Origin of the sequence: Agrobacterium sp. CNPSo 2736, from assembly GCF_004005385.1 — a bacterium.
Lineage (GTDB): Bacteria > Pseudomonadota > Alphaproteobacteria > Rhizobiales > Rhizobiaceae > Agrobacterium > Agrobacterium leguminum.
Genome location: NZ_RZTX01000016.1, coordinates 39,035 through 64,343 on the forward strand (window position 1 = coordinate 39,035; position 25,309 = coordinate 64,343).

A 25,309-nucleotide genomic window follows, 5' to 3' on the forward strand; every position below is an offset into this window, starting at 1 on the left:
TCCAGCGCGACAACTTGACGGTTGCGAAACCCCGTCCCACCCGGTTTAATCCCCGCATCGATTTGAAAGCATGATCCGGCTTCAGCCTGCGGGAGGAAAGCCGGCCGGGAGACGGCCTTGTACAGCATTTCCGACTATCGCGACTGCCAGTCGCATGGCCCGGTCATCGCCGAACGGGTCTGGACGGCATGGTGGCAGGATAGCGGCCTTCAGGTGGGCGACGTCGCCGAGCACCTGAAGGACATGACCAACCCCCATACGCTGCCCACCGGCTTCGTCGCCCATGACGGCGGCGATTATATCGGTTCCGCCTTCCTCATCCATTGCGATCTGGAAGAACGGCCGCAATATCTGCCCTGGGTCGCGGCCCTGTGGGTTGAAGAAGACTACCGGCGCTCGGGCGTGGCGCGAGCCTTGATGCAGGCCGCGACGCAAAGGGCGGCCGAACTTGGCCACGAGACCAGCTATCTCTGCTGCCAGCCGGGTCTCGAAGCCTATTATGTCAACTGCGGCTGGACCGTTCTGGAACGTGGCGTCGGCAAACACGACCTGACGGTGCTGACCTACACAACAGACAAATAGGTTTCCGCCGCGATCCGCCGCCGGAAACCCCTCAAACGCCGAGAGGAACCATGCGACCGCCAGCCGCCATTATGGAAACCGCGCTCTACGCCGACGATCTCGACGCCGCCGAAGCCTTTTACCGGGATGTCTTCGGGCTGGAAGTGGTGCGCAGGCTGCCGGGGCAATTCATCTTCTTCCGATGCGGGCAGCAGATGCTGCTGATCTTCGATCCCGAGCAATCCCGCCGGGCCGACCCCGACAATCCGATCCCCCGTCACGGCGCGGTGGGGCAAGGCCATTTCTGCTTTTACGCCAGGGACAAGTCGGAGGTGGACGGCTGGAAGGCTCACTTCGAAGCGCTCGGAATTCCAATCGAGCACTATCACCGCTGGCCGAATGACAGCTATTCCGTCTATATCCGTGATCCGGCGGGTAATTCGGTGGAAGTTGGGGAAGGCAAACTGTGGGGGATTGAGTAAGGCGAGCGCCTGAAAGTTGCCTGACGCACAGAGGGGCAATGGGATGAAAGAGCTATCATCTGGCGTCATCCTCGGGCTTGTCCCACGACTGTCCGGTTTAAATTTCCGGACAGGCTGCGTCCCCTTGCCGTGAATCGTGAAGGGTGCGCATTCTCTCAACGTCATCCTCGGCCCTGTGCCGAGGATCTAATCACGTCAAACAAAATCAATACGTTGGCAGATCCTCGGGACAAGCCCGAGGATGACGTCGGCGCGATTGGCTCAACTCTTCTTCCCATCTGACGCCGCCGCTCTTCTGTAGTGTCCGGTTAAGGCGGAAATCCTAAAAGCCTATTCGAATGAGAGTCTTACGCCTTGTCCAGAAATTTAAACCGGACAGCAGTGGGCTTGTCCCGAGGATCTATCCACGTCGCGTAAAATCAATCGGTCGCAGATCCTCGGGACAAGCCCGAGGATGACGTCGAGGGAGGGATGACCCACCCCCGACCATTTTTCACGCGCAGTACGCAGATCAGATCTGCCGAACGACGATCTCTTCTTCCGCATCAACGCCCAGAGGGTTCTTCAGCGGCAGGCCAAAACCGGCGGCTTCGATCTCGAAGACGTCGCCCGCTTCCGGCTTGATGCCTTCTGCGAAGGAGAGCGTCGCGGTGCCGAACATGTGCACATGCACGTCGCCGGGCGCGCGGAACAGGCCGTATTTGAAGTGGTGATATTCGAGGTTCGCAAAGGTGTGGGACATGTTGTCCTCACCCGAAACGAACGGCTTTTCGAAGATGACCTTGTCGCCGCGGCGGATGCGCGAGGTGCCGCGAATATCGGACGGCGGAGCGCCGACGCGGATTTCCGGGCCGAAGCTTGCCGGGCGGAGCTTGGAATGGGCGAGATAGAGATAGTTGATCCGCTCGGTGACGTGATCGGAAAACTCGTTCGAGACGGCAAAGCCGATACGAACCGCTTCGCCTTTGTCGGAGATCACGTAGATGCCGGCCATTTCCGGCTCTTCGCCGCCATCGAGCGCGAAGGAGGGAGAGGTGAGAGCGACACCCGGTGCCGCCGCCACATGGCCGTTGCCCTTGTAGAACCATTCGGGCTGAACGCCCTTTTCACCGGCCTTGGGCTTGCCGTTTTCGAGACCCATGCGGAACATCTTCATGGAGTCCGTCAGGCTTTCTTCCGCCGCTTCCGTGGTCTTCTTGTGCATGCTGTCGCGGGTTGCGGCCGAACCCAGATGGGTAAGGCCCGTGCCGGTCAGATGCAGATGCGCCGGATCGGGATGAGTGATCGGCGGCAGGAAACGGCCTTCGGCATAGGCCTTTTCGAGATCGACGGCATCGCCGAGACCATGCGCGGAAATGACATCGGCAAGGCTCTTGCCGCCATTGGCGGCTTCCATGGCGAGCGCATAAACCGACGCCGCACCCTTGACGGCCTGCGCCTGCCCGCCTTCTTCGCGAACGGCTACGGTGATCTTGCCACTGGCATCCTTGATCTGTGAAATAAGCACGGGATTTCCTTCCTCCGGCGCAACGCGCCTTGTCTATTCTAAGCGGCGCATAACGCCTGCACCTTATGAAAGTGGCCGGAAACCGGCCACTTTTTTGACTTGCTATGTGGGTTGGGCAATCAGCCCTTGTTCTTGTTGTAGACGTCGAAGAACACGGCGGCGAGCAGCACGAGGCCCTTGACCATCTGCTGGAAGTCGATGCCGAGGCCGACGATCGACATGCCGTTGTTCATGACGCCCATGATGAAGGCGCCGATGACCGCGCCGGTGATCTTGCCAACGCCGCCGGATGCCGAAGCGCCGCCGATGAAGCAGGCCGCGATGACGTCAAGCTCGAAGCCCACGCCCGCCTTCGGCGTCGCCGAGTTGAGGCGTGTCGCGATGATCATGCCGGCAAGGCCGGCCAGCACGCCCATGTTGACGAAGGTGAGGAAGCTCAGGCGTTCGGTGTTGATACCGGAAAGCTTGGTCGCCTTTTCATTGCCGCCCATCGCGTAGATGCGACGGCCGATGGTGGTGCGGCGGGTCACGAAGCTATAGAGCGCAACGAGAACAAGCATCACGATCAGCACGTTCGGCAGGCCGCGATAAGTCGAAAGCTGGTAGCCGAGGAAGAGGATCGCAGCCGAAATCAGCAGGTTCTGGGCGATGAAGAAACCGAAAGGCTCGACATCGATACCGTGCTTCACGTTCACGACGCGACGGCGCCATGCGAGATAGAACAGCACGACGGTAATCAGTACCGTCAGGATCATCGAGGTGGTGTTGAGACCTTCAATGCCGCCGATATCAGGCAGGAAGCCGGTGCTGATGATCTGGAAATCGGTCGGGAACGGACCGATGTTCTTGCCGCCGAGCACGAACAGCGTCAGGCCGCGGAACACCAGCATGCCCGCCAGCGTCACGATGAACGACGGGATGCGGTGGTAAGCGATCCAGTAACCCTGTGCAGCACCGATGATGCCGCCGATGACGAGACAAATCAGCGCCGCAAGGAACGGGTTCATGCCCCATTGCACGGTCAATATGGCCGCTATCGCGCCGACAAAGGCGACGATGGAGCCGACCGACAGGTCGATATGCCCGGCCACGATGACGAGCAGCATGCCCAGCGCCATAATGACGATGAACGAGTTCTGCAGGATGAGGTTGGTCAGGTTCACAGGACGGAACAGGATGCCGCCGGTGTAGAACTGGAAGAAAACCATGATGGCGACGAGCGCGATCAGCATGCCGTATTCGCGGATATTGGCGCGAATATACGACCCGACCGAGACGACGTTACTTTCTTCGTTTGTGGTGTTTGCCGAACTCATGAGTTCTTCTCCCCTGAGCGCATGATAGCGCGCATGATGCTTTCCTGGCTCGCCTCTCCCTTCGGCAATTCAGCGACGATGCGGCCTTCGTTCATGACGTAGATGCGGTCGCAATTGCCGAGCAGTTCGGGCATTTCCGATGAGATCATCAGAACGCCTTTGCCGTCGGCAGCGAGCTGGTTGATGATGGTGTAGATTTCGTATTTCGCGCCGACATCGATACCGCGGGTCGGTTCATCGAGGATCAGCACGTCAGGATTGGAGAACAGCCACTTGGAGAGCACGACCTTCTGCTGGTTGCCGCCCGAAAGATTGACCGTTTCCTGAAAAATCCCCGACGAGCGGATGCGCAGGCGCGTGCGAAAATCGCTCGCCACCTTCATTTCCTTGATGTCGTCGATGATGCTGGCACTCGACACGCCGGCCAGATTGGCAAGCGTGGTATTGTGCAGAATGTTGTCGTTGAGCACGAGACCGAGATGCTTGCGGTCTTCCGTGACATAGGCGAGACCCGCATCGATGGCCTTGCGCACGGTGCTGACATCGACCGGCTTGCCGTCGATCAGCACTTCGCCGCTGATCTTGTGGCCATAGGACTTGCCGAACACGCTCATGGCGAATTCGGTGCGCCCGGCACCCATCAGACCGGCAATGCCGACGACTTCGCCCTTGCGCACGGTAACGTTGATATCGTGCAGAACCTGGCGGTCGCGATGCTGCTGGTGATAGGCGTTCCAGTTCTTCACTTCGAGAATGGTCTCGCCGATCGGCACGTCGCGCGGCGGATAACGATCCTCGAGATCGCGCCCCACCATGTTGCGGATGATGACATCCTCGCTGATTTCTTCCTGATGACAGTCGAGCGTCTTCACCGTCATGCCGTCGCGCAAAACGGTGATCTGGTCGGCCACCTTGCGCACTTCGTTCAGCTTGTGGGTGATGATGATCGAGGTCATGCCCTGCTTGCGGAATTCCATCAACAGGTTCAAGAGCGCCTCGGAATCGCTTTCGTTGAGCGAAGCCGTCGGCTCATCGAGGATGAGCAGCTTCACGCTCTTCGACAGCGCCTTGGCGATTTCGACCAGCTGCTGCTTGCCCACACCGATATCGGTGATCAGCGTCTCCGGTGATTCCTTCAGGCCCACCTTCTTTAAAAGTTCGCGGGTACGGTTGAAGGTCTGCTGCCAGCTGATGACGCCGCTCGAAGCGACCTCGTTGCCAAGGAAGATGTTTTCCGCAATCGACAGGAGCGGCACGAGCGCCAGCTCCTGGTGAATGATGATGATACCAATATCTTCACTGTCATTGATGGCGCGAAAATTCCGCACTGCGCCTTCATAGTGGATTTCGCCCTCATAGGTGCCGGCGGGGTAAACACCGGAAAGGACCTTCATCAAGGTCGACTTCCCCGCGCCGTTCTCACCGACGAGTGCGTGGATCTCACCCTCTTTAACCTTGAGGTTGACGTTCTCAAGCGCTTTCACGCCCGGAAACGTCTTGGTGATGTTCCGCATTTCGAGAATGGTATTGGCCATATCGCAATCCAGCGCCCGATTAATTCCGGCGTTTTTATTTTTATGGAAAAACGGGGATGACGCCAAGCCATCCCCGCATGTGTGTCGAGCTTATTTCAGCTGGTCTTCCTTGTAGTAACCGCCATCGACGAGAACCTGCTTGTAGTTCTCCTTGGTCACTGCAACCGGCTTCAGCAGGTAGGACGGAACGACCTTGACGCCATTTTCATAGGTCTTGGTGTCGTTCACTTCCGGCTCCTTGCCCTGCAGAACGGCGTTGACCATGTTCACGGTCACCTTGGCGAGTTCGCGGGTGTCCTTGAAGATGGTGGAGTACTGTTCGCCGGCAATGATCGACTTGACGGAAGGAACTTCAGCGTCCTGACCGGAAACGACCGGCAGCGGCTGGTCCTTCGTGCCATAACCAACGCCCTTCAGCGAGGAGATGATGCCGATGGAGAGACCGTCGTAAGGCGACAGAACGGCGTCAACCTTGGCGTCGGTGTAATAAGCCGACAGCAGGTTGTCCATGCGGGCCTGGGCCGTTGCCGGGTCCCAACGCAGCGTACCGACCTTGTCCATGCCGGTCTGGCCGGACTTTACGACGAGCTTGCCGCTGTCGATGTAAGGCTGGAGAACCGACATCGCGCCGTCATAGAAGAAGAAGGCGTTGTTGTCGTCCGGGGAGCCGCCGAAGAGTTCGATGTTGAACGGGCCCTTGCCATCCTTCAGGCCGAGCTTGTCGACGATCGAAGTCGCCTGCAGAACGCCAACCTGGAAGTTGTCGAAGGTGGCGTAGTAGCTGACGTCGCCGCTGTTACGGATCAGGCGGTCATAAGCGATGACCTTGATGCCCTGCTCGCCGGCCTGCTTCAGAACGTCCGACAGCGTCGTGCCGTCGATCGATGCGATCACGAGGACCTTGACGCCCTTGGTGACCATGTTTTCGATCTGGGAAAGCTGGTTCGGAATATCGTCATCGGCATATTGCAGGTCGGTCGTGTAACCGGCTTCCTGAAGCTGCTTCACGATGTTGTTGCCGTCGTCGATCCAGCGTGCGGACGACTTGGTCGGCATGGCGATACCAACGGAACCCTTGTCCTGTGCGAAAGCCGGCACTGCGAAAGAAGCAGCACCGATGGCACAAGCTGCCATCAGCGAAATAATGGACTTCATTAACTCTCTCCCTTGAGCCCTTCTCTGGAGCCCGCATGCTGCGGTGCACCATGAAATTCATGCCGTCAGAGGAAGAAGCCGCATTGCGCTCACCCCGATTTCGCAATTGCGAAATGGAACAGCTGCCGCTCCTCCCCGGCATTCCGCAAATTGTTCTGAATCCATATAACTGTCAAATAGAATAAATCAGTTTCCATATATCAATTATGATATATTAAATCGATACAAAAACCGATGAGGGGTATAAAACCACGAATGAACAACCAAAAAGTGTATGAGCAGGCGCAAACAACGGATGCCCTTTTCGTCTTTGAGGACAACCCTTTGCTGCGGGCCGGATTGAAGATGAGCCACCTGCGCATGCTGGTCATGATCGAGGAGCACGGGCAGGTCAGCGCGGCGGCCGCCGCCATGAACATGACGCAGCCCGCAGCCTCGCGCATGCTCTCGGAAATGGAGGCGATCGTCAAATCACCCCTTTGTCAGCGGGCCTCGCGCGGCGTGGTGCTGACGAAGTTCGGCGAGGCGCTGGCGCGGCGGGCACGCACCATATTGCTGGAACTGCGCGAGGCGAGCCGCGAGCTGAACCAGATGAAATCAGGCAGCGGCGGCTCGGTCTATATCGGCGCCGTCACAGCACCTGCGATCAGCCTCGTGGTTCCCGCCATAAGGCGCGCCATGGACACCTATCCCGGCATCGAAATCAACGTGCAGGTGGAAAGCAGCAACGTTCTGGCCCGCGAACTGCTGGCGGCGCGGCACGATTTCATCATCGGCCGCATTCCCGATGATTTCGATCCCGGCCTCTTTTCCATCCATGAAATCGGCATAGAGCGCGCCTGTCTTGTGGTGCGCGAAGGCCACCCGCTGCTTCGCGGCGAGCCCGTGACCCTGCAGGATCTCTCCGGTTACGACTGGGTCTTCCAGCCGCCCGGCGCGCTTTTGCGCAGAACCATGGAGGATGTGTTCCTCACCCACGGCGTCACCATGCCGCGCAACGTCATCAACACGCCATCGGTGGTGCTCACCCTTGCGCTCGTCTGCAACACGGATGCCATCGCCCCGATCGCGCAGGACATGGCCGAATTCGTTGCCGGCCAGCAGGCCGATATCGGCCGAACCCGGATATTGCCGACGGATTTCGAGCTCGTCGTAAAGCCCTACAGCATCATCACCACCAAGGGCCGTGTTTTGCCGCCCAGCGCCCGCCTGCTCTACGATCTGGTTCTGGATGAAAGCCGCAAGCTGACCGGCCCTTGACGGTGGCAAGCCAGACACCACCTTCATGATCCATAAAGGCCGGATAGTCAGACCGGCGAGGGAAAAGCCGCATGCTCTTCGGACAATCCGTTTTCCAGTCGGTCGTCGACAGGCTGAAACACGAAAAAGAAACGGAAGAGGAAGGCGCCGAGCCGCCACCGCCCGCCGGTCACCGCATTGCCGGTTTCAGCTCGGGCTTCGTTATCGATACACATATTGAAATGCCGCCCCCCGCGAACGGCAATCTCAATGCCTATCTCGCCTTCCTGGCCGACCCCGCGCCACCGCCCGAACCGGAGCCGGAGGTGGAACCGGAACCGATGCCGGCCCATCTCGAAAAGACGTCGCTTGCCGATGTTTCGGCGGAACTGGCGATCCACGACACCGACACGGCCGCAACGCTTGCGGAAAAGCGCCGCGCCTTTGCCCGCCTCAATCATCCCGACCGGGTGAAACCGCAGTTCCGGCACAATGCGACGCTGCGCATGACGGCGGCCAATCTCCTGATCGACCAGGCGATACGGATGCTGCGGGCGCGGGAGCATTTCCGGTAAAAGTGCCGGACGGCCTTAATCTCGCAAAATACATGAAACGAAAGACAGGAGGCGCTTCAGCCCGCATCGTTCTTGTCGGTGGGCGCGCTTTCGGCGACAGGTTCATCCGCGCCATTTCCGCTTTTGGGAGCATCGCCTGCGGGTTTGAACTTCAGCAGCAATTCATAGGCCGCATAGGCCCCGATGCCGGCAACGATGGTTCCCCAGAAAAACTCGCGATTGACGAATTCGATGACGGCCCACGCGGCGCAAAAGCCGACGATGAGCAACCGGACCCACAGGGGACGATAAAGCGGATGACTCGTATCGATATTCAGCATGGCGTTCCCGTCCCGGGCCTTTCCAGTCGATCGCATGATTGCGGTTCCACACCCAAAGGCGTGAAGATGCTTATGCGTCTTGGCGGTTTCACAGGAAAATTGCAACGCAATTCAGCCCCGCTGCCGATCAGGCTGGCGTGAAAGACCAGCGCAGGAAGACCGTCGCCGATGCCACAGGCAATGGGAAGACGGAACATCTGCGTCACAGGCAGCACCCTGCGGCGGCCCGCGCCCGGATAGCCCCGCTCTCGTCGAAGCTCAGTCCCGCAGGCGTCCGAGCAGCGCCAGAAGCTGATCCCGGGCCTTCTTGCCGCCGATCCTGTCGATCAGCTTTTCCTCGCGATCCCGCCAGGTGTTGGAAAGCCGGTCGAGAAGGCTGCTGCCCTCCTCCGTCATGTCGAGGAAATGAACACGCCGGTCCTCTTCCGATTTGCGGCGGACGAGCAGTCCCTTCTCTTCCATGCTGTCGACGATGGCGACGAAATTGGCGCGCTGTATGCCGAGCGCTTCCGCCACATCGCTCTGCTTGAGACCTGGATTGCCGCCGACGATGACGAGAACGGAAAAATCGGCCGGCCGCAATCCCTGCTCCGCCAGCACATCGGCAAAGCCGTTTGCCACGGCAAGTTGCGAGTGCCGCAAATGATAGCTGATCGCAGTCGTCAGCAACCCGTAGTCGATAGCCGTGATATGCGCCGCTTCCGCGCTGCCGCTTTCGGCCTTTTCCGTCCGCGGCCCGTTGCTGTGTGCCAATCGCAAAGCCATCCGATCCCCCGCCTGATTCGTTCCTTTACCTTGTCGAAATCATAACCGACAACGTCACGAAACTGTATCCCAAATAAATGTAGATGATACTAATATTGTATAATAATTTGACAGTTAATCGCCGGCAAAGCAAACCCGGACTCCGGATCGCCACCCGACGAACAAAAAAAGTATGACTATTTACCCGCCAATTTTGAGGGGATAAAATCGCCTCCCGCGCCGTATTTGAAAGGCGTTGCCCTCATCCGAGGGCCTCTTCGTGACAGCGGCAAAACAGCGGTCCGGCCCGGCAATAACATACTACTTATAAGGGAAACCCTATTCCGGCAAAAAGACAATACGTCAAACGACGCATCGCCCTGCCGCCGCACAAGGGCCCATGACCACCCCAAAACAGGCAACACGCCGGGCTCCGCCCAAAAACCGGCAACCTTTCGCAAATCTCTGATTTTTAGACATTGATGCGAAAACAAAGCTGGGGTATGAACCAACCGCTGCACGCGATTCAAGCGTGACCGCTGCACCCGTAGCTCAGCTGGATAGAGTGTTGGATTCCGATTCCAAAGGTCACAGGTTCGAATCCTGTCGGGTGCGCCATATTTCTCAAAGCTTTCAGCGTTTCACGCTATCCCTGAAACAATCACGGGAAGCATGTCGAGAATGAGCTTCAAGAGCTCCGGATGAAGCGAATCGGCGCAGGCTGCGTCAAAAAGACCCTGCCTGAGAGCATCAAATGACGTTGTTGAAGCAGCAGTTTTGCGATAGCGCTACCCCGGCAGAATGCGTTAGATAACAGACTGGAAATACTCCAATGATGGATTGGGATTGGGTAGATTTCTTCCCTATAGTCTTTCTTCCGTTCAAGATTATCGTGCTGGGTACGGGCATGTACTTCGCCATCAAGTGGCATCACGATCAGGCGAAGAAGGAAAAGGGCCCCAGCGGACCCTAAGTGCCCGCCGGTCGGGCAGCGAAAAGTTCAGATTTCATCAGATGGATGTTTTCGCGCGTGAACCGGTGCCGGGAAACCCCCATGGCGATGGTTGCCGATGGGTATGATCTAACCGTCGCGAAGATGTTGCGTTTCGCACGGTGGACATCGATTTTGCCAGAACGGCTTTCGCTTGCGCCGCATCGTCGTTGAACGCCGGCGGGGATGTCTCCCCGCCGAAACGCATGTCGGCAACCAATCGCCGCTCAGAACTCCTGCCAGTCACCCTTTGTATCGACGGCGGCATTGCCCGAAAACGCCGAGGCGATCTTGCGGCCCAGCGCGCGGACGGGAGAGGCGACATATTTGTCGCTGCCACCGGCGCTGCGGACCGGCGCAGGCTGGCTTTTCGGCTGATGGGCGCCGTCGGCGAGCCGGAACTGGGAGAGCAGCTGGTTGAGCGACCCCACTTCCTTGGCGAGGCTATGGCTTGCGGCATTGGTTTCTTCCACCATGGCCGCATTTTTCTGCGTGTCCTGATCCATCTGGTTGACCGCCGTATTGATCTGCTGCAGGCCGGAAGACTGTTCCTGCGCGGCCTCCACGATGGAGACGACGTGCCGGTTAATCTCCTGCACTTCCGAAACGATGGTCGCAAGCGCCTTGCCGGTGTCGCCCACCAGCTGAACGCCCTGCTGCACCTGATCGTTCGAGGTGTTGATCAGCGCCTTGATCTCCTTGGCGGCATGGGCGGAGCGCTGGGCAAGCTCACGCACTTCCTGTGCGACGACGGCAAAACCCTTGCCGGCCTCACCCGCACGCGCCGCTTCCACACCGGCATTGAGCGCCAGAAGGTTGGTCTGGAAAGCGATCTCGTCGATGACGCCGATGATGTTGCTGATCTCATTGGCGGATTTCGCAATCTGCTCCATGGCGACCACGGCGCGGCGCACCACGTCGCCGGATTGTTCGGCGCCCGCCCTGGCACGGCTGACGATCAGGCCCGCCTCCTGCGCACGCTTGGTGGAATCCCTGACCGTCGTGGTGATTTCTTCCAGAGCGGCGGCGGTTTCTTCGACAGCCGCGGCCTGCTGCTCGGTGCGCTTGGCCAGATCGTCGGCGGCAGACTTGATCTCATCTGCACCCGCGCCGATGCCGCTGGCGTTCTGCGCCACCTTGGTCAGGGCCGCCTGCAGCTTTTCGGCGGACATGTTGAAATCGTTGCGAACGGCGTCGAGCGCGGCGGTGAACGGCTGGCCGATGCGATAGGAAACATCGCCTTCCGAAAGCTTCGAGAGACCGGCGGCGAGATTGTCGACGGCGAACTTGACGTCGGCCGCTTCCCTTGCCTTCTGCTGTTCGCGCTCGATCCGGTCTTTCTCCGATAGGCTGCGATTGGCTTCGGTTTCCTGTTCGAGACGAATGCGCTCGATGGCGTTTTCGCGGAAGACCTGCACGGCCTTCGCCATCTGACCCACTTCGTCGCGGCGCGCCATGCCGTCGATTTCCGTGGCCGTCTCGCCGCCGGCAAGCGACACCATGCGCTCGCGCAGGCGGGCGATAGGCGTGGTGATGCCACGGGAGGCCACGAACAGCGCCAGAATGATGCCGGCCGCAAAAGCGATGCCGACAACCACCAGCGAAGTGAGGATGGTCGAATTGGTCTGGTCCGTCAGTTCGTCGCTTCCCTCGACGACGCCCTTGGCGAGCTTGTCCAGCAGCGCCGTCAGGGCAACCGAAGTCGCCTGAATGGAGGCGTCCGCCTTAAGCAGCTGGGCAGCGGATTCCTCATTACGGTTTGCCATGCCAAGTTCGACAGCCTTGTCCGTCATGGCGGTTATAGCCTGCGACTGCGCGATGAAGGCGTCCATCGCAGCGGACTCTTCGGGAAAAACAGTCTTCGCATTATTGAGGCGCTGCAGGAGCGCGCCCTTACTGTCACTGTAGGCCTGCTTGGCGGCCTTTATCTCCGGCCCGTTCACGTCATAAGCCATGATCTGATAAGCGCCATAAGCCAGGGCAACCAGATTTCGGTTGGCGCGCGCGAGCTCGACCAGCGCGGCATTGTCGTTGGCGATAAAGAGCGAGTAGGCCGTGTCCGCTTCCTTGTAGCGGGTGGACATGTAGGCGGCGGCACCAAGGCCGACGATGCAGAGCGGAAGAATGAGCGACAGGATTTTTGTGCGGATACTGGCGTTTTGAAGAAAAGACACGGAAAGCCTCACGTCATTGAAAAAGCCGCTCCTTCCCCGTGCCGGAGGTGTTCGGCAAGACTGACATTGCACGTCGAACGCCCCGATCATCGAGACTTCGCTAGCCGCATCATAGGCTCTGGCCGCATCTGCATCATGCATGCGCCGCAGAAAGCCGCCCGTCCCTTCAAATACGGGGAGGCCGCTCACCACGGTTGGCGCGGCGGCCCGCCAGCAGGCGGGAACGCCAGGCCGAATTCCCTGAAAAAACGGAAGCGAGCGAATTTTCAGCCGTCGCTCCCGGTTTATTTCACAGTAAAATGATTATAGTCAAAAACTTTACAATTCCTTCACGCCACGGCGGGCAAAGCACGGATGTTTTTTGCCCCCGGAGACCGGTCGTCAACTGCCCGGCGCAAAGGGCCGCGCCCTTCGCGTGGCCGCCCATCGCTGCAAGATGGCGGCCATGACGGCAAGTCCGGCCATGGCGGCGAATATCATCGCGATGTCGCGATAGGCGGCGGCGAAACCGAAACGGGCAATCCATGGCTGGCTTGCCAGCGGCGAGATGAAATGCCCGAGAAACATCGAAGCGGTGACGATGCCGGCGATACGCCCGCGCAGTCTGAGCGGCGCCAGCATGATGGTGGTGGACATGATGCCCGGCATCACCACGCCAAGGCCAAACCCCACCACCGCAAGCGATGACAGCATGGCGACCAGCCCTTCGGCCATGGCAAGCAGCGCAAAACCCGTCGCCATCGACACCAGCCCGGCGGCAATGATGGCGGTCACGCTGGCCCTTGCCCGCAATCGCCCGAAATTGAGCGCCGCCAGCGCCCCGGCCAGATTGAAAATGCCGATGGCGTATCCCGCAATGCTGCCGGAAAACACTCCGAGCTCCCGCAGGAAGAACGGCAATTGCGAGGGAATGGTGTAAAACAGGGCATTGACGAGGAATACCGCCAGCGCCAGCACACCCACCAGTGGCCAGTTGACCGCAAAGTCCTGTTCGCCGCCGGCTTTTATACGGCTGTCGCTCCTCACCGGTTCCGTCAGAAAGAACAGAGCCGCCGGCAGAATGAACAAGGCGACGGCATAGACCGCGAAGGGCGCGCGCCAGTGCATATCCGCCAGCAAACCGCCCGCCACCACAAAAACCACGCCGCCGATCTGGGTAAAGGCCTGTTGCAGGCCGAGATAACGCTCCCGCGCCGGGCCTTCGAAATAATCGCCCACCAGCGCCGTGCCGATCGTCATGATGGCGCCGATCGCCAGCCCCAGAAAGGCGCGCCCGACGAGCAGGCCGACAAGGCTATCGGCAAAAAGGCCGGACATGCCGGAAAGGCTGTAAAGCAGGATCGCGCCGAGCAGCAGCCGCTTGCGGCCGAAGCGATCCGCCAGCACCCCGGCAATGGGCGCGCAGAAAGCCACGAAGACCGAGGGCAATGTCAGCACCATGCGGCTCATGATATCCACATGCGGCGTCGACAGGAAAGTCTGCTCGATGGCCGGCAGCGAGGGTGCGACCGTGGTTCCGGCCATGATGGTGAGCGTGGCGACGAACAGCAGCGTCACTTTCAGGGCGAAGGATTTTTCGGCCATCTCATGCCCCCTTGTAGGGCGTTGCGGACCGCGCCTGTTTCAGCGCACGCGCCCACCAGCCAAGCTTGTTCATCATCGTCTCCAGTGCGCCCGCCGCCGGCGCTCCGGCGTCGAACTGGCCGGCAGCATCGACACGATCCCAGGGATTGGCGAAGCTGACGACATCACGGATCGTCACCGCGTGCAGTTCCGCAAAGACGGGACGAAGCTGCTCGGCAGCGCGCAGGCCACCGGAAATCCCGCCATAGGATACGAAAGCCACCGGTTTGGCGCCCCATTCGTCATAGGCGGAATCGATCAGCACCTTCAGCGCGCCGGGGTAACTGCGGTTATATTCCGGTGTGACGACGATGAAGGCATCTGCGCCATCGAGGCTTTGCCGAAGCTCCCGCACCGCGGCGCGCTCGGGCGCGTGGTCCTGCGGCAGATCGAGTTCGCGCGGGTCGATGACCGCAAGCTCCAGTCCCGGCAGGGCCTCGAGCCGCTCCAGCAGCCATTTGCCGATGACATCGCAGAAGCGCGGATTGCGGGCGCTGCCGAAGATGATGCGGATGGAAAGTGTATTGTCGCTCATGGAACGTCCTTCAACAGTGTGTTCCATGTCCTGATAATTCCTCAACTATAGTTGAGGTCAATAGCTGCGCATAAAAAAAGCGGCAGGTTCAAAACCTGCCGCATCCGTCTCTTGCAGTGGCGTGGGGTGCTTCAGGCGGCCGCGCGTCGCAGCGCTGTCGCAACCCTGTGGATATGCGCCGCACCGATGCCGCAGCAGCCGCCGATCATGGTCGCGCCCGCATCCGCCCAGGAGCAGGCAAAACGGGAATAAACATCGCCGGTCAGATCGGCGCGCGTGCCATGCAGCCCTTCATTGGCGGCGGAATCGCCCTGCTCGCCTTCAAAGGCATTGGCGTAGACGCCGATTTCCAGCGAAACAGCCTTTTCCGCGAAGACGGCGGCGGCCGTCTCGACGGCGGCCTTCATGACTTCCGGCTTGCTGCAATTGAACAGAAGGGCGGCGGCACCCGATTGCGCCGCCCATTCGGCGGCCGCCCTGACCGTTTCACCGGAGCGAAGCGCGGGCTCGCCGCCGGCCGCAACCGCATCGTCATTGAGTGTGAAGGAAATCCAGAACGGTTTGCCGGTCGCGGCAACGGCCTCGCGCACCGCCTCGCCCTCGGCGATCAGGCTGAGCGTCTCGCCGAGCCAGACATCGACATGAGGCGCGAGATTGTCGACCAGCACCTTCAGATAGGCCTGCACCCGCGTGGCATCGAAATTCTGCGGCTCATAGGAACCGAAAATCGGCGGCAGCGAACCCGCCACCAGCACCCTGCGACCGGAAGCATCCGCCGCTTCGCGCGCCAGCCTGCCGGAAAGGGCGATCAGCGATGCGCCATCCTTCTGGAAACGCTCTTCGCCGATGTGGAAGGGCACCAGCGCATAAGAATTGGTGGTGACGACATCGGCGCCGGCTTCGATGAACTCCGCATGGACCTGCCGCACGATATCGGGCGCGTCGATAAGCGCCAGCGCCGACCATTCCGGCTGTTTCAACTCGGCCCCGAGCCGCTGCAATTCGCGGCTCATGCCGCCGTCGAGGATACGGATTGTGCTCATGGTCATACTCCCTGAATGTTTATCGCCTGACCGGCACCTGCTGTTCGACAAGGCCGAAACAGCGGGCGATGATGGCGGTGAGAATGAGATAGAAGACGGTGACGACGATCAGCGGCTCATAGACCAGAAGCGTATCCTGCCGCACCTTGTAGGCGACGGCGTAGAGGTCCATCACCGTCACGGTGAAAGCAAGCGGCGTGGCTTTAAGCTGCATCACCACCTCGCCGGCAATGGTCGGCAGCGCGATGCGGATGGCGCGCGGCAGCCAGATGCGGCGAATGAGGGTGAAACGGCCCATGCCGAACGCCCTGCCCGCCTCCAGCTCGCCTTTCGGCACCGCCAGCAGCGCGCCGCGCAGAACTTCCGCCTCATAGGCCGCATAATTCAGCGTGAAGCTGACGGCCGCAAAGAAGAACCCTTCGCGCAGCACCGGCCACATGAAGCTCTGGCGCAGGCCGGGGATCATCGGCAGAAGCGAGCCGACGCCGTAATAAAGCAGCCAGAGCTGGATGAGCAGCGGCGTGCCCCGAAAGAAGGTGCAATAGGACCGCGCCAGGATTTTCGTCACCCGCCCGCCGCTCACCTGCGCAAACGCAATCCCGATGGCCAGAAGAAACCCGATGCTGACGGAGATGACAAGCAGCGCCATCGTCTGCCATGCACCCGAAAGAAGCAGCGGCCAATATTTTGCGACCCATGAAAAATCCATGCCGTCCCCTCCTCAGGCCAGGGCCGGCTGGCCGCGCCGCACGCGGCGTTCGAGCAGCGAAAAGACGAGGTTGGAAACGAGCGTGATGGCGAGGTAAAGCAGGGCGGCGGCAAGGAAGAACAGGAAATATTGCTTGGTGCTGGCCCCGGCGAGACGCGTCGCGAGCGCCAGTTCCTGATAACCGACGACCGCCACCAGGGCGCTGTCCTTGGTCACCGCAAGCCAGAGATTGCCGAGCCCCGGCAGGGCGTTCGGCAAAAGCGCCGGCAAAACCACCCGGCGGAAACGTAAGGCCGGCGACATGCCGAAGGCGCGCGCCGCCTCGATCTGCCCGCTCGGAATGGCAAGGATCGCACCGCGCAGCACCTCGGTCATATAGGCCCCCTGCACGAAACCCAGAACCGCAACGGCGGCAACGAAACCGTTCACCTCCAGCGGCGGCATGCCGGCGAGCAGCAGCAGCCGGTTGAGACCGTCAGTCCCGGCATAATAAAGCCCGACGATGAGGATCAGCTCGGGAACGGCGCGGATCGCGGTGGTATAGAGGTTGAGCAGCAGGCCAAGAGGCCTGTTGCCCGAAAGCTTGCCGAGCGCCCCGGCCATGCCGATGGCAAGGCCGATCAGATAGGCGCCGGCGGAAATGGCAAGCGTCGACGCCGCACCCTTCAACAGGGTGCCGCCCCATCCCGGAGGATAGGGAGACAGAAGTTGCAACGTGGTTTCAAGGCTTGCCATATGCGTGACCGATCAGACCGAATTACTGCCCGTAAATATTGAAGCTGAAGTACTTCCTGGTGATCTCGTCATATTTGCCGCTGGCGCGCACAGCGGCGATTGCCGTATTCAGCTTGGCCTTGAGTTCGGTGTCTTCCTTGCGTAGACCGCCGGAAACGCCGAGACCGAGGATTTCCTTGTCGTCGGCGACATCGCCCATGTCGGCGCAGCAATCCTTGCCCGCATCGCTCTTCACGAAAGCGTCGAGAACGATGGAATCGCCGAAGACGTAGTCGATGCGGCCGGCCGCGAGATCCTGAAACGCCTCGTCCAGCGTCTGGTAGGTCTTCTCATCGGCGACACCGGCGAAATATTTCTTGTAATATTCGGACTGGATGGTGGCCACCTGAATGCCGATGGTCTTGCCCTTGACGTCCTCGGCCGTCGCACCTGCCTTTTCGCCCTTGGCGCCGATCAGCTTGCTCGGCGTGTTGTAATATTTGTCGGTGAAATCGATGATCTTCTGCCGCTCTTCCGTGTTTGACATGGAGGACCAGATGACGTCGAATTTCTTCGTCTGCAGCGCCGGGATGAGGCCATCCCAGGACAGTTCCACGATCGAGCATTTTTCCTTCATTTCCGCGCAGACGGCGTCCATGAGATCGATTTCCCAGCCCTGCCACTTGCCGCTGGCATCCTTGGCGAAGAAGGGCGGGTAGGCCTCGTTCATGATGCCGAAGCGCACGTCGGCGCTGGCGGTGAAGGCGGAAAACGCAAATGCCGTTCCGGCAAGCAGCGTGGCGAAAAATTTCATTCAAGTCTCTCCTGTTAAAACGGACTGTCAGGCAAAAGGGTCAATTGGCGAGCGCGCCGGTAAATTCCCGGCAGCGGGCGCTCAAGGGGTTTCCGAACACCTGCGCCGGCGGCCCCGCCTCCTCCACCCGGCCCTGATGCAGAAACACGACCTGCGAGGATACATCGCGCGCAAAGCGCATTTCATGGGTAACGAGCAGCATGGTGCGACCTTCCTCGGCCAGATCGCGGATAACCTTCAGAACCTCGCCCACCAGTTCCGGATCGAGCGCCGAAGTGGGCTCGTCGAACAGCATCACCGCCGGCTCCATGCAGAGCGCACGCGCAATGGCGGCGCGCTGCTGCTGCCCGCCGGACAGGAATGCCGGATAGGCGTTTTTCTTGTCATAAAGCCCGACCTTGTTCAGCAGGGCTTCGGCCTTTTCAACCGCCTCCTGCCGCCTGACGCCGAGAACATGAACGGGCGCCTCGATGACGTTTTCGAGAACGGTGCGATGGGCCCAGAGATTGAAATTCTGGAACACCATGCCAAGGCCGGTGCGCAGTTTTTCCACCTGCCGCCAGCTTTTCGGCACGGCCTTGCCGTCGCGGCCGGTTTTCGTGGCGATTTCCTCACCATTGACGATGACGCGGCCACGATCCGGCGTTTCGAGAAAATTCATGCAGCGCAGAAAGGTGCTTTTGCCGGAACCGGAAGACCCGATGATCGAGATGACATCGCCCTTGTGGGCTTGCAACGAAACGCCCTTCAAAACCTCATGCGTGCCGAAGCTCTTGTGGATGTCATCCGCCTCGAGCGCGCAGGCGCCTGTATCTGCCATCGATTGACCTAGCCGATCCGTTTTTTGAGTGCCGCCGCGCCAATAGCCGGGATTTCGCGGTGCGACGTGCACAATAACAAAGACTTGAGCCGCGCATGTTTAGCGAAAATAGCCACAGACGCGCGCAACAATCGGCTCTTTTACATATTTGCAACGAAAAATCATTTCAAAATATCATCTGGAGCGAACGACAGGGGAAGCCTGTCCCCGCAGCGGTGCCGGGGCAATGCCCGCTCCACCGCCGGCTCTCTCCGGTTCCCCCTCCGCCTCGTCCTCCACGAGGCTGGCATTGGCCTGAAGATGCAGGCCCATCACGGCCACGATGAGGAAGAACCAGACGAACCCGGTGCTGAGGAAAAACAGCGTTTCCAGAAAGCCGTAGAGCAGCACATAAAGCCATACGCCGACATAAAGCCGCGTCAGCGGACTGTTGCGCGTGGCCTCGTTCATTTTGCCGAGATAGTGCAGCGGCAGGAGATAGATCCACACCATCACCAGCACCAGCCCCGGCACGCCGCCGGCCAGCAGAAGGTCGAAATAACCATTGTGCGAATCCGGCGCGGTCGTCGCCCAGGTATTGTTCTCGGTGAAACTCGACATCAGGGCGTCGCTGCGCCAGAAGGCCTGATAGCCGTATCCGAGGAGCGGGCTTTGACGGATGTAATCGATGGCGACGGTCCAGATATCCCGTCTGCCGGTAAAGCTGGCGTCGAGCCCGAGCTTTGTCAGCATCTGCGAAAAGACGGGATCGACCGTGGTGCCGACGGTCACCAGCGCAAAAACCGCCAGAAACAGGGTCACGACCGGGTAGCGCCAGCGCGGCCAGCGCAGGATGAACCAGCCTGTCGCAATGATGATCGGCATCAGCCCGAGCGCAGTCTTTCCGCCCGACTTGACCAGAAAGACCAGCGACAGCAACAGCACCGACAGCCCGCCGATGAAGGACCAGCGCTTGCAGAGATAAATGCCGACGATGATCAACACCGCCATGACCGAGGCGGCCTCGTTCTTGTGGCGGAAAACCCCGCGCCAGTCCCCCGCCAGCAGCGGCTCCAGCGCATCGCTTGCCTGATGGATCGAGCGCGAGGGCAGCACGGTGATTCCGAAATAGCACAGGAACAATATGATCAGGGCGCATGTGGCAAGCAGCGTCGTGAAATGCCGCTCGGTGCGCGGCAGTTGCAGGAAGCCGCCGGCAAGCACGCAGATAATGGCGCACATAACCAGCCGCCTCAGCGAAAACAGCGGCGCTTCGCCCGCAAGCGAGGTCAGGACAAACCAGCCGAAAATCGCCGCCATCAGCAGGCGCGGCATGAAGAGGATGGAAAACGACCTTTCCTTCGCCATGAAGGCGAGGAAACTGAAAAACAGGATGATCGCGGTCAACTGGTTGAGCAGGTTGGACCCGGCCGCCATGGCGGAGCCCTGATAGGTCGATGAGAGCGAGATATAGGGCGAAAAGCCGACCGTGAAAAACAGGAACGTCACGTAAAACAACGCGTCCCGCCAATAGCCACGCCCCTGTTCGCCATGCGCTGCATCCATAAGGGGTTTTTCTCTCCCTCTTTCCTGAAGCCACCCGCATCGAGACTCGTGCTTCGCATATTCGATAATACGAATATCCCCCGCAAATCCTATTTTTTAGTTATCCTTCATGCACGGGAAAATAGCACCGTGATTGTGCGCTTTTCCTCCGTAAATCGGAGCCGGGAGACAGGGGACAAAGCCGCCGCTTCTAGAGGCTATACTTCGAAACCCCAAAAAAACATCCACAAAAAATGCTCCATATTTCATCCATCGGTTGCTTACTTAAGTATATTTTGTTAACCTCAAATAATGCAGCGACATTAAATTAATGCATTGATATAAAACAATTTTATATCTTATTGAACATTTCACATCCCACCGGATTTCGGGTTTTATATCTATATTAAGACATTCAAATATACGCTGCCTATGGTTGATTTCGTCAATGCGTAAAAAGGTGGGGGCCGACGGTGGACGTTCCGATACACACCCATATGGACGATGGCGACAGCGGTCACTTGACACAACGCCCGGTTCAAATCGGTGTGTCCGGCATCCGCCCCATGCGCAGGGAAGACGTTCCGGCTGTCGAAGCCGTGCTCAACAGCGCTTTCAGGAAAACCGGGCAGGAGCGGAACTTCGATTTCCGCTCCTATATCGACAAACTGTTTTTCGGCAGTCCCGCCTTCAGTCCGGAAAACGGCAGCGTTGTCTACGATGCCGGGGAGAACGGGGTCACCAGCGTCATCCTCGCCGTACCCATGCGCTTCGTTGCGAATGGAAAAACCATTACCGCAAGGCTGCTCTGCGCCTTCGCATCGGACGGCAAACGCGGCGCACTCGGCGCGGCGCGTCTGTCCCGCGGCATGCGGGCATCCAAACACGACATGTTGTTCTCGGATACGGCTTCACCCGTCAGCGCCGATCACTGGGTGGCGACCGGCGGCAACATGCTGCCGATTGAAAGCCTGCAATGGCACAAGGCGCTCAAGCCCTTCTGCACCATCGCGCTGCGCATGCCGCGCCGTTCGAAACTGGCAAAGACCACGCTGGCGCTCGCCGCGCTCGGATTTGTGGATGGAATCCTGCGCCGGTGGAAAAAGGGTCTGAGACCGCAGGAGGCTGCCGGCGCTACGGTGAGAACCGTGGATTACGAAACCTTCCGCCGCAGGGCGCTCGCGATGATCGAGCGTTTTTCCATTCGCCCGGAATGGTCTCACGAGGAATTCCACTGGCTGATAGAGATGAGCAGGGCCAATGAAAGCCTCGGTGAACTGAAGGGTGTGCTGATCGAGAACGCCGAAGGCCATGCCATGGGCGCTGCGCTGTTTTTCGGCCAGCGGGGGAGAACGGCCTATGTGCTCAATCTCGTCTGCGATGCCGGTTGCGAAAACGATGTCCTCAACACCCTGTTCCGCCATTTCGATGACGAGAACTATGCCCATGTCACCGGCATGGCGCAGCCCTTTCTCATCAACGCGCTTTACCGCCAGAACCACATGAGCTTCCGCCATGACGGTTATTTCTGCATGGCGACGCGCGATGACGCCCTGCGGGAAAAGGCGCTGGCCGGCGACATCTATATTGGCGGACTGTGCTCGGAGAGCTGGAGCAAGCTCATCACCGACTATTGAGTCCTCCGCCCCGCCTCACGACGGAAGACGGATCGAAACCCTCAAGCCTTGCTGAACCGCCCGACATTGGCCGAGATGAGATGCCGCAGCGCTTTCGCATAACGTTTGGAACGCGTCTTGGCCGCCAGCGCGCTGGTCCAGTCCACCATCGATCCGTTGATGTCGAAATCGCCGAGCTGGCCTTCGGGAATATCGCCCTTTTCGATGCGCTCGACGATGGAGGCGAGCGCCGCATAAAATTCCGGCGAGCGATAGGGCGGATGCAGTGAATACATGCCCTTGCCCGTGCCGAGAAAATCGAGGCGATAAACACCCGTGCGCATCATGTTCGTGCTCAGCACCTCCTCGGCGGGCATCGAGACAGGCTGCTGGTTATAGGCATAGGAGCGGATGCGCCGTTTGACATCGGGCCTGAGCAGTTCCAGCGAGCCGATGCGTTTCGCAAAACGTTCCATGTCGATCATGAAAAGCCGGGTGGACACGGTGGCGAAACGCCAGGTGGGAATGCGCGACGGCAGCTTGCGCGGCGCAGGAATGTTCTTCACGCCGGGCATGCCGACATGGCGGGAAATATCCAGATCGCCGCGCACCGTCGGCGGCCCGGAAAAGGGCGTGATGCACAGCGCATCCGGATTGGCCTTCTGGAGCGCGATGGCCTCGCCGAACCAGCTCTGGCTGCCGCCGCCAAACATCATGTCGCTGTCCATATGCAGCACATAACGGGCATTGGCGCGTTTCAGCCCGTAGAAATAGACATGGAATGGCCCGCCATCGAAAGCCTTGGCGGGATAGGGGATCGGCGAGCGGGGAAAGAAGGTTTCCGTCACGGCGCTGCGCGCCGCATCGCTGTAATCGACGATATCCACATGCAGATGCGGATAATTGGTCTGCATTTCCTCCAGCATGTCGAAGAGACGCTGGCGCGCCGCATCGAAACCATTGCCCTTGTAGCGGCCGGCCCCCACCTGGCCCGTATCGACCGTGAGCAGAATGCGGTCCACCTGTCCGCCCCAGACCCTGAGCTGATGCGGCAGGGTCAGGGCCGCATGCGGGGCATCGAAGGGGTGCAGGTTGATTTGCAGCGCCTTTTGCACGGGAGGAAGCGGCATTTCAGCATTCATAATCATGCACCACGGTTCCGGAATTCATTGATGATGGCCATCATGGGTTTTTCGTTGAAACTCCAGTCCAGCGGCAGCGGCCGGTTGGCGGTGCCGTCCCGGCGCGGATAGGCCCAGCGGATCCAGCTATATTGATCCGAGATGCCCCATGTGGTGATGGAGGAAAGCGCGCCGCCCGCGGAAGCCGCCTCCAGAAACTCGCGGACCTGGCCGTTGATCAGCATATCGCGCTCGGCTTCCGGCGCGGGCAGCGTCTGGTCCATCACATCCAGCTCCGTCACCAGAACGGCAAGACCGTAACTGCGCATTTCCGCCGTGAAGGCGGCAAGCTCGTCCTTGGCGATCGGCCAGCCGCCGCGCAAATGCCCCTGCAGGCCGACGGCATTGATCGGCGCGCCCTTCTCCAGCAGTTCGAGAATGAGATTGCGGAAGGCCGCGCGCTTGGCCGGCGATTTCTCGGCGGCGAATTCCACATCATATTCGTTGAGCACGAGCTGCGCCTTGGGATCGACCGCATGGGCGATCTCGAAAGCTTTCTTGATGGCATCCGGCCCGGCGCCGTAATACCAGGCATCGCGCCGCGCGCGCACATTGCCCGGCACGTCGGGTATCGGCTCGTTGACCACGTCCCAGCTGTGGATCACGTCCTTATAACGCTCCATCACCGTGACGATATGGGTCTCCATCAGCTTCTCGACCTTCACGCCGCCGCCGATGCTCGCAAGCCAGGGCGCGTTGGAGGCATACCAGATCAGCGGATGGCCGTGCATGGAAAGCTTGTGCTGGCGGGCGAAGTTGGCGATTGCATCGGCGGCGGCGAAATCGAACACCTCCGCCGAAGGCCGCAGGACCTCCCATTTCATTTCGGTAACGGGGGTGATGCGCGAACAATATTTCACCACCGCCTCGCCGATACGGCTATCGGCGGTGAGATCCGGCAGGTAAACGGCCGCGCCGTAAGGGGCGGTTTTGCTCGCCGCCTTCTTCTGCGCGGCGGCAAAGGCCGGGCCAGCCACGGCATGCAGCAGGCCAGCGCTTGCCGCACCACCCATGAAATTCCGCCGCCCGATCCGCATGCACCCGCCTCCGCAACCTTTATTCCCAAAACATAACATTCCGATCATAGGAAAAGGATATTAAAGATTTGCAAGGTTAACCGACGTTATACCACGTCATAATTGGCCAGACCCGCTTAATGCGGTAGTAACTTCGCTGTGCGAATTCTTGGCCCACGCCGCATGGAGTTTGAAGTCTTGGTTTCCGTTTCGATTGTCATTCCCGTTCGCAATGGCGAGCGTTACATCGTCGAAGCGATCGAAAGCGTGTTGCTGCAGGGCGAGACCATCGGCGAAGTGCTGGTGGTCGATGACGGCTCCACCGACACCACCGCACAAAAGGTGGAAGGTTTTTCCGATCCTCGCGTCAAATTACTTGCCCGGCCGCAGAGAAGGCAGGGCGTTTCGGCCGTGCGCAATTTCGGCCTGTCGCAGGCGCGCGGCGAATGGACGATGTTTCTCGATGCCGACGATCGCCTGAAACCGGGCGCCATCGCGGCCCTTTGCGCCGGCATTTCCGGGCCGGATGTCGTCGCAGTCTATGGCGATTACGAGCGTATCGATGAAAATGGCGTCAAGATCGGCCGGCGCAACCTCATTCGCCGCCGGGAAAAACCCGATGGTTTCATTCTCCAGCCGCTGCTTGGCGGCAACTTCATCGTCAATGGCGGCATCATGCTGGTCAGAACCCGCATCTTTCAGGAATTCGGCGGTTTCGACGAGACTTTGCGTTATGCCGAAGACTGGTATGGCTGGTGCAGGCTGGCCGCCGCCGGCCGTTTCGTCTATCTGCCTGGCTGCCACGTGCTGGATTACCGGGTGCATAGAACAAGCGTGATGATGAACCGGCTTTTGACCTTCCGGGATTGCGAACCGGCAATCGAGGCCGTGTTTTCCGACCCGGCCATCGTCGCTGCGGTTTCGCCGCCGGAGCTGCGACGGCTTCGCCGCCGGTCCGAAAACCATATGAATGCCTATACCGTGGCGCAGGCCTTCCGCGCCCGCCGCTACCGCGAGGCTTTTTCGGCGCTGGCCGATACTTTCCTCAATCGCCCGCGCCAGAGCCTCAGGGCCGTCGTTTTTTCCGCCGCAGCGCTTGCCGGAATTTAGGAGTT

23 protein-coding genes and 1 tRNA gene are annotated in these 25,309 nt (G+C 59.8%); 7 read left to right on the forward strand and 17 right to left on the reverse strand.

Features of this window, described 5'->3' with window-relative positions:
• The first annotated feature begins 117 nt into the window (after positions 1-117).
• Both EM858_RS21525 and EM858_RS21530 read left to right on the forward strand, forming a co-directional pair.
• Positions 118-582, forward strand: coding sequence for a GNAT family N-acetyltransferase (locus EM858_RS21525; protein ID WP_127757919.1), 465 nt, complete (start codon positions 118-120; stop codon positions 580-582).
• A gap of 50 nt (positions 583-632) precedes the next feature.
• Positions 633-1,043 carry a VOC family protein gene (locus EM858_RS21530; protein WP_080816042.1) on the forward strand — a complete coding sequence of 137 codons (411 nt, stop codon included), beginning with the start codon at positions 633-635 and terminating at the stop codon, positions 1,041-1,043.
• Between the two features lie 511 nt (positions 1,044-1,554).
• Here the strand turns inward: EM858_RS21530 and araD1 are convergent.
• From araD1 to chvE, 4 genes are all read right to left on the reverse strand, one after another.
• Entirely contained in the window at positions 1,555-2,550 is a 996-nt protein-coding gene (gene araD1 / locus EM858_RS21540; RefSeq protein WP_127757920.1) for a 2-keto-3-deoxy-L-arabinonate dehydratase AraD1, read from the reverse strand.
• A 119-nt stretch (positions 2,551-2,669) separates the two neighbouring features.
• A complete protein-coding gene (gene gguB / locus EM858_RS21545; protein WP_020810904.1) occupies positions 2,670-3,866 on the reverse strand; it encodes a sugar ABC transporter permease GguB in 1,197 nt (398 codons plus the stop codon).
• Positions 3,863-5,401: a sugar ABC transporter ATP-binding protein GguA gene (gguA, locus tag EM858_RS21550; protein ID WP_003520541.1), complete on the reverse strand. Its 1,539-nt coding sequence runs from the start codon at positions 5,399-5,401 to the stop codon at positions 3,863-3,865. The genes gguB and gguA overlap by 4 nt, the downstream gene beginning before the upstream one ends.
• A 90-nt stretch (positions 5,402-5,491) precedes the next feature.
• Positions 5,492-6,556: a sugar ABC transporter substrate-binding protein ChvE gene (gene chvE / locus EM858_RS21555; RefSeq protein ID WP_003520542.1), complete on the reverse strand. Its 1,065-nt coding sequence runs from the start codon at positions 6,554-6,556 to the stop codon at positions 5,492-5,494.
• A gap of 255 nt (positions 6,557-6,811) precedes the next feature.
• Here chvE and EM858_RS21565 point away from each other — a divergent pair, with 255 nt between their 5' ends.
• A complete protein-coding gene (locus EM858_RS21565) occupies positions 6,812-7,816 on the forward strand; it encodes a LysR family transcriptional regulator (RefSeq protein WP_107341332.1) in 1,005 nt (334 codons plus the stop codon).
• A 71-nt stretch (positions 7,817-7,887) separates the two neighbouring features.
• Positions 7,888-8,370, forward strand: coding sequence for a hypothetical protein (locus EM858_RS21570; protein WP_107341333.1), 483 nt, complete (start codon positions 7,888-7,890; stop codon positions 8,368-8,370).
• Between the two features lie 56 nt (positions 8,371-8,426).
• Here EM858_RS21570 and EM858_RS21575 read toward each other — a convergent pair whose 3' ends face one another.
• A complete protein-coding gene (locus tag EM858_RS21575; protein WP_107341334.1) occupies positions 8,427-8,690 on the reverse strand; it encodes a hypothetical protein in 264 nt (87 codons plus the stop codon).
• A gap of 258 nt (positions 8,691-8,948) precedes the next feature.
• Entirely contained in the window at positions 8,949-9,455 is a 507-nt protein-coding gene (locus EM858_RS21580) for a MarR family winged helix-turn-helix transcriptional regulator (protein WP_003520548.1), read from the reverse strand.
• A 520-nt stretch (positions 9,456-9,975) separates the two neighbouring features.
• Between EM858_RS21580 and EM858_RS21585 the strand changes: the two genes are divergently transcribed.
• Positions 9,976-10,052: transfer RNA gene (locus EM858_RS21585), tRNA-Arg, on the forward strand.
• Between the two features lie 600 nt (positions 10,053-10,652).
• Here the strand turns inward: EM858_RS21585 and EM858_RS21595 are convergent.
• The 9 genes from EM858_RS21595 to uppW form a co-directional block, all read right to left on the reverse strand.
• The gene (locus tag EM858_RS21595) at positions 10,653-12,599 is read right to left on the reverse strand and encodes a methyl-accepting chemotaxis protein (RefSeq protein WP_127757922.1); all 1,947 of its coding nucleotides are present in this window, start codon (positions 12,597-12,599) and stop codon (positions 10,653-10,655) included.
• Positions 12,600-12,980: 381 nt separating this feature from the next.
• Positions 12,981-14,183: an MFS transporter gene (locus tag EM858_RS21600; RefSeq protein WP_127757923.1), complete on the reverse strand. Its 1,203-nt coding sequence runs from the start codon at positions 14,181-14,183 to the stop codon at positions 12,981-12,983.
• Position 14,184: 1 nt separating this feature from the next.
• Positions 14,185-14,757, reverse strand: a complete 573-nt coding sequence (locus EM858_RS21605; RefSeq protein ID WP_059754417.1) for an NAD(P)H-dependent oxidoreductase — start codon at positions 14,755-14,757, stop codon at positions 14,185-14,187.
• 131 nt (positions 14,758-14,888) lie between these two features.
• Positions 14,889-15,800 carry a homocysteine S-methyltransferase family protein gene (locus EM858_RS21610; RefSeq protein WP_127757924.1) on the reverse strand — a complete coding sequence of 304 codons (912 nt, stop codon included), beginning with the start codon at positions 15,798-15,800 and terminating at the stop codon, positions 14,889-14,891.
• Between the two features lie 19 nt (positions 15,801-15,819).
• Positions 15,820-16,509 carry an ABC transporter permease gene (locus EM858_RS21615; protein ID WP_127757925.1) on the reverse strand — a complete coding sequence of 230 codons (690 nt, stop codon included), beginning with the start codon at positions 16,507-16,509 and terminating at the stop codon, positions 15,820-15,822.
• 12 nt (positions 16,510-16,521) lie between these two features.
• Entirely contained in the window at positions 16,522-17,244 is a 723-nt protein-coding gene (locus EM858_RS21620) for an ABC transporter permease subunit (RefSeq protein ID WP_035262440.1), read from the reverse strand.
• Between the two features lie 22 nt (positions 17,245-17,266).
• Positions 17,267-18,037, reverse strand: a complete 771-nt coding sequence (locus EM858_RS21625) for a transporter substrate-binding domain-containing protein (RefSeq protein WP_127757926.1) — start codon at positions 18,035-18,037, stop codon at positions 17,267-17,269.
• A 40-nt stretch (positions 18,038-18,077) separates the two neighbouring features.
• Positions 18,078-18,857, reverse strand: coding sequence for an ABC transporter ATP-binding protein (locus EM858_RS21630; RefSeq protein ID WP_020808861.1), 780 nt, complete (start codon positions 18,855-18,857; stop codon positions 18,078-18,080).
• 174 nt (positions 18,858-19,031) lie between these two features.
• A complete protein-coding gene (gene uppW / locus EM858_RS21635) occupies positions 19,032-20,402 on the reverse strand; it encodes a Wzy-type polysaccharide biosynthesis protein UppW (protein ID WP_127757927.1) in 1,371 nt (456 codons plus the stop codon).
• A 545-nt stretch (positions 20,403-20,947) separates the two neighbouring features.
• Here uppW and EM858_RS21640 point away from each other — a divergent pair.
• The gene (locus EM858_RS21640; protein WP_164865524.1) at positions 20,948-22,018 is read left to right on the forward strand and encodes a GNAT family N-acetyltransferase; all 1,071 of its coding nucleotides are present in this window, start codon (positions 20,948-20,950) and stop codon (positions 22,016-22,018) included.
• Positions 22,019-22,059: 41 nt separating this feature from the next.
• On the opposite strand, the gene uppG is transcribed toward EM858_RS21640, so the two are convergent.
• Both uppG and uppI read right to left on the reverse strand, forming a co-directional pair.
• Positions 22,060-23,139: a polysaccharide biosynthesis glycosyltransferase UppG gene (uppG, locus tag EM858_RS21645; protein ID WP_164865525.1), complete on the reverse strand. Its 1,080-nt coding sequence runs from the start codon at positions 23,137-23,139 to the stop codon at positions 22,060-22,062.
• 2 nt (positions 23,140-23,141) lie between these two features.
• Positions 23,142-24,215 carry a polysaccharide biosynthesis UDP-hexose transferase UppI gene (gene uppI, locus EM858_RS21650; protein WP_080815985.1) on the reverse strand — a complete coding sequence of 358 codons (1,074 nt, stop codon included), beginning with the start codon at positions 24,213-24,215 and terminating at the stop codon, positions 23,142-23,144.
• 177 nt (positions 24,216-24,392) lie between these two features.
• Between uppI and uppH the strand changes: the two genes are divergently transcribed.
• Positions 24,393-25,304: a polysaccharide biosynthesis endo-1,4-beta-xylanase UppH gene (uppH, locus tag EM858_RS21655; RefSeq protein ID WP_245483035.1), complete on the forward strand. Its 912-nt coding sequence runs from the start codon at positions 24,393-24,395 to the stop codon at positions 25,302-25,304.
• Positions 25,305-25,309 lie beyond the last annotated feature (5 nt).

What these genes read in the sequence shown, in the direction of transcription:
- EM858_RS21530 (WP_080816042.1), top strand. Translation starts at nt 633, where the DNA reads ATGCGACCGCCAGCCGCCATTATGGAAACCGCGCTCTACGCCGACGAT.
- gguB (WP_020810904.1), bottom strand. Translation starts at nt 3,866, where the DNA reads ATGAGTTCGGCAAACACCACAAACGAAGAAAGTAACGTCGTCTCGGTC.
- gguA (WP_003520541.1), bottom strand. Translation starts at nt 5,401, where the DNA reads ATGGCCAATACCATTCTCGAAATGCGGAACATCACCAAGACGTTTCCG.
- chvE (WP_003520542.1), bottom strand. Translation starts at nt 6,556, where the DNA reads ATGAAGTCCATTATTTCGCTGATGGCAGCTTGTGCCATCGGTGCTGCT.
- EM858_RS21565 (WP_107341332.1), top strand. Translation starts at nt 6,812, where the DNA reads ATGAACAACCAAAAAGTGTATGAGCAGGCGCAAACAACGGATGCCCTT.
- EM858_RS21570 (WP_107341333.1), top strand. Translation starts at nt 7,888, where the DNA reads ATGCTCTTCGGACAATCCGTTTTCCAGTCGGTCGTCGACAGGCTGAAA.
- EM858_RS21575 (WP_107341334.1), bottom strand. Translation starts at nt 8,690, where the DNA reads ATGCTGAATATCGATACGAGTCATCCGCTTTATCGTCCCCTGTGGGTC.
- EM858_RS21580 (WP_003520548.1), bottom strand. Translation starts at nt 9,455, where the DNA reads ATGGCTTTGCGATTGGCACACAGCAACGGGCCGCGGACGGAAAAGGCC.
- EM858_RS21600 (WP_127757923.1), bottom strand. Translation starts at nt 14,183, where the DNA reads ATGGCCGAAAAATCCTTCGCCCTGAAAGTGACGCTGCTGTTCGTCGCC.
- EM858_RS21605 (WP_059754417.1), bottom strand. Translation starts at nt 14,757, where the DNA reads ATGAGCGACAATACACTTTCCATCCGCATCATCTTCGGCAGCGCCCGC.
- EM858_RS21610 (WP_127757924.1), bottom strand. Translation starts at nt 15,800, where the DNA reads ATGAGCACAATCCGTATCCTCGACGGCGGCATGAGCCGCGAATTGCAG.
- EM858_RS21615 (WP_127757925.1), bottom strand. Translation starts at nt 16,509, where the DNA reads ATGGATTTTTCATGGGTCGCAAAATATTGGCCGCTGCTTCTTTCGGGT.
- EM858_RS21620 (WP_035262440.1), bottom strand. Translation starts at nt 17,244, where the DNA reads ATGGCAAGCCTTGAAACCACGTTGCAACTTCTGTCTCCCTATCCTCCG.
- EM858_RS21625 (WP_127757926.1), bottom strand. Translation starts at nt 18,037, where the DNA reads ATGAAATTTTTCGCCACGCTGCTTGCCGGAACGGCATTTGCGTTTTCC.
- EM858_RS21630 (WP_020808861.1), bottom strand. Translation starts at nt 18,857, where the DNA reads ATGGCAGATACAGGCGCCTGCGCGCTCGAGGCGGATGACATCCACAAG.
- uppW (WP_127757927.1), bottom strand. Translation starts at nt 20,402, where the DNA reads ATGGATGCAGCGCATGGCGAACAGGGGCGTGGCTATTGGCGGGACGCG.
- EM858_RS21640 (WP_164865524.1), top strand. Translation starts at nt 20,948, where the DNA reads ATGCGCAGGGAAGACGTTCCGGCTGTCGAAGCCGTGCTCAACAGCGCT.
- uppG (WP_164865525.1), bottom strand. Translation starts at nt 23,139, where the DNA reads ATGAATGCTGAAATGCCGCTTCCTCCCGTGCAAAAGGCGCTGCAAATC.
- uppI (WP_080815985.1), bottom strand. Translation starts at nt 24,215, where the DNA reads ATGCGGATCGGGCGGCGGAATTTCATGGGTGGTGCGGCAAGCGCTGGC.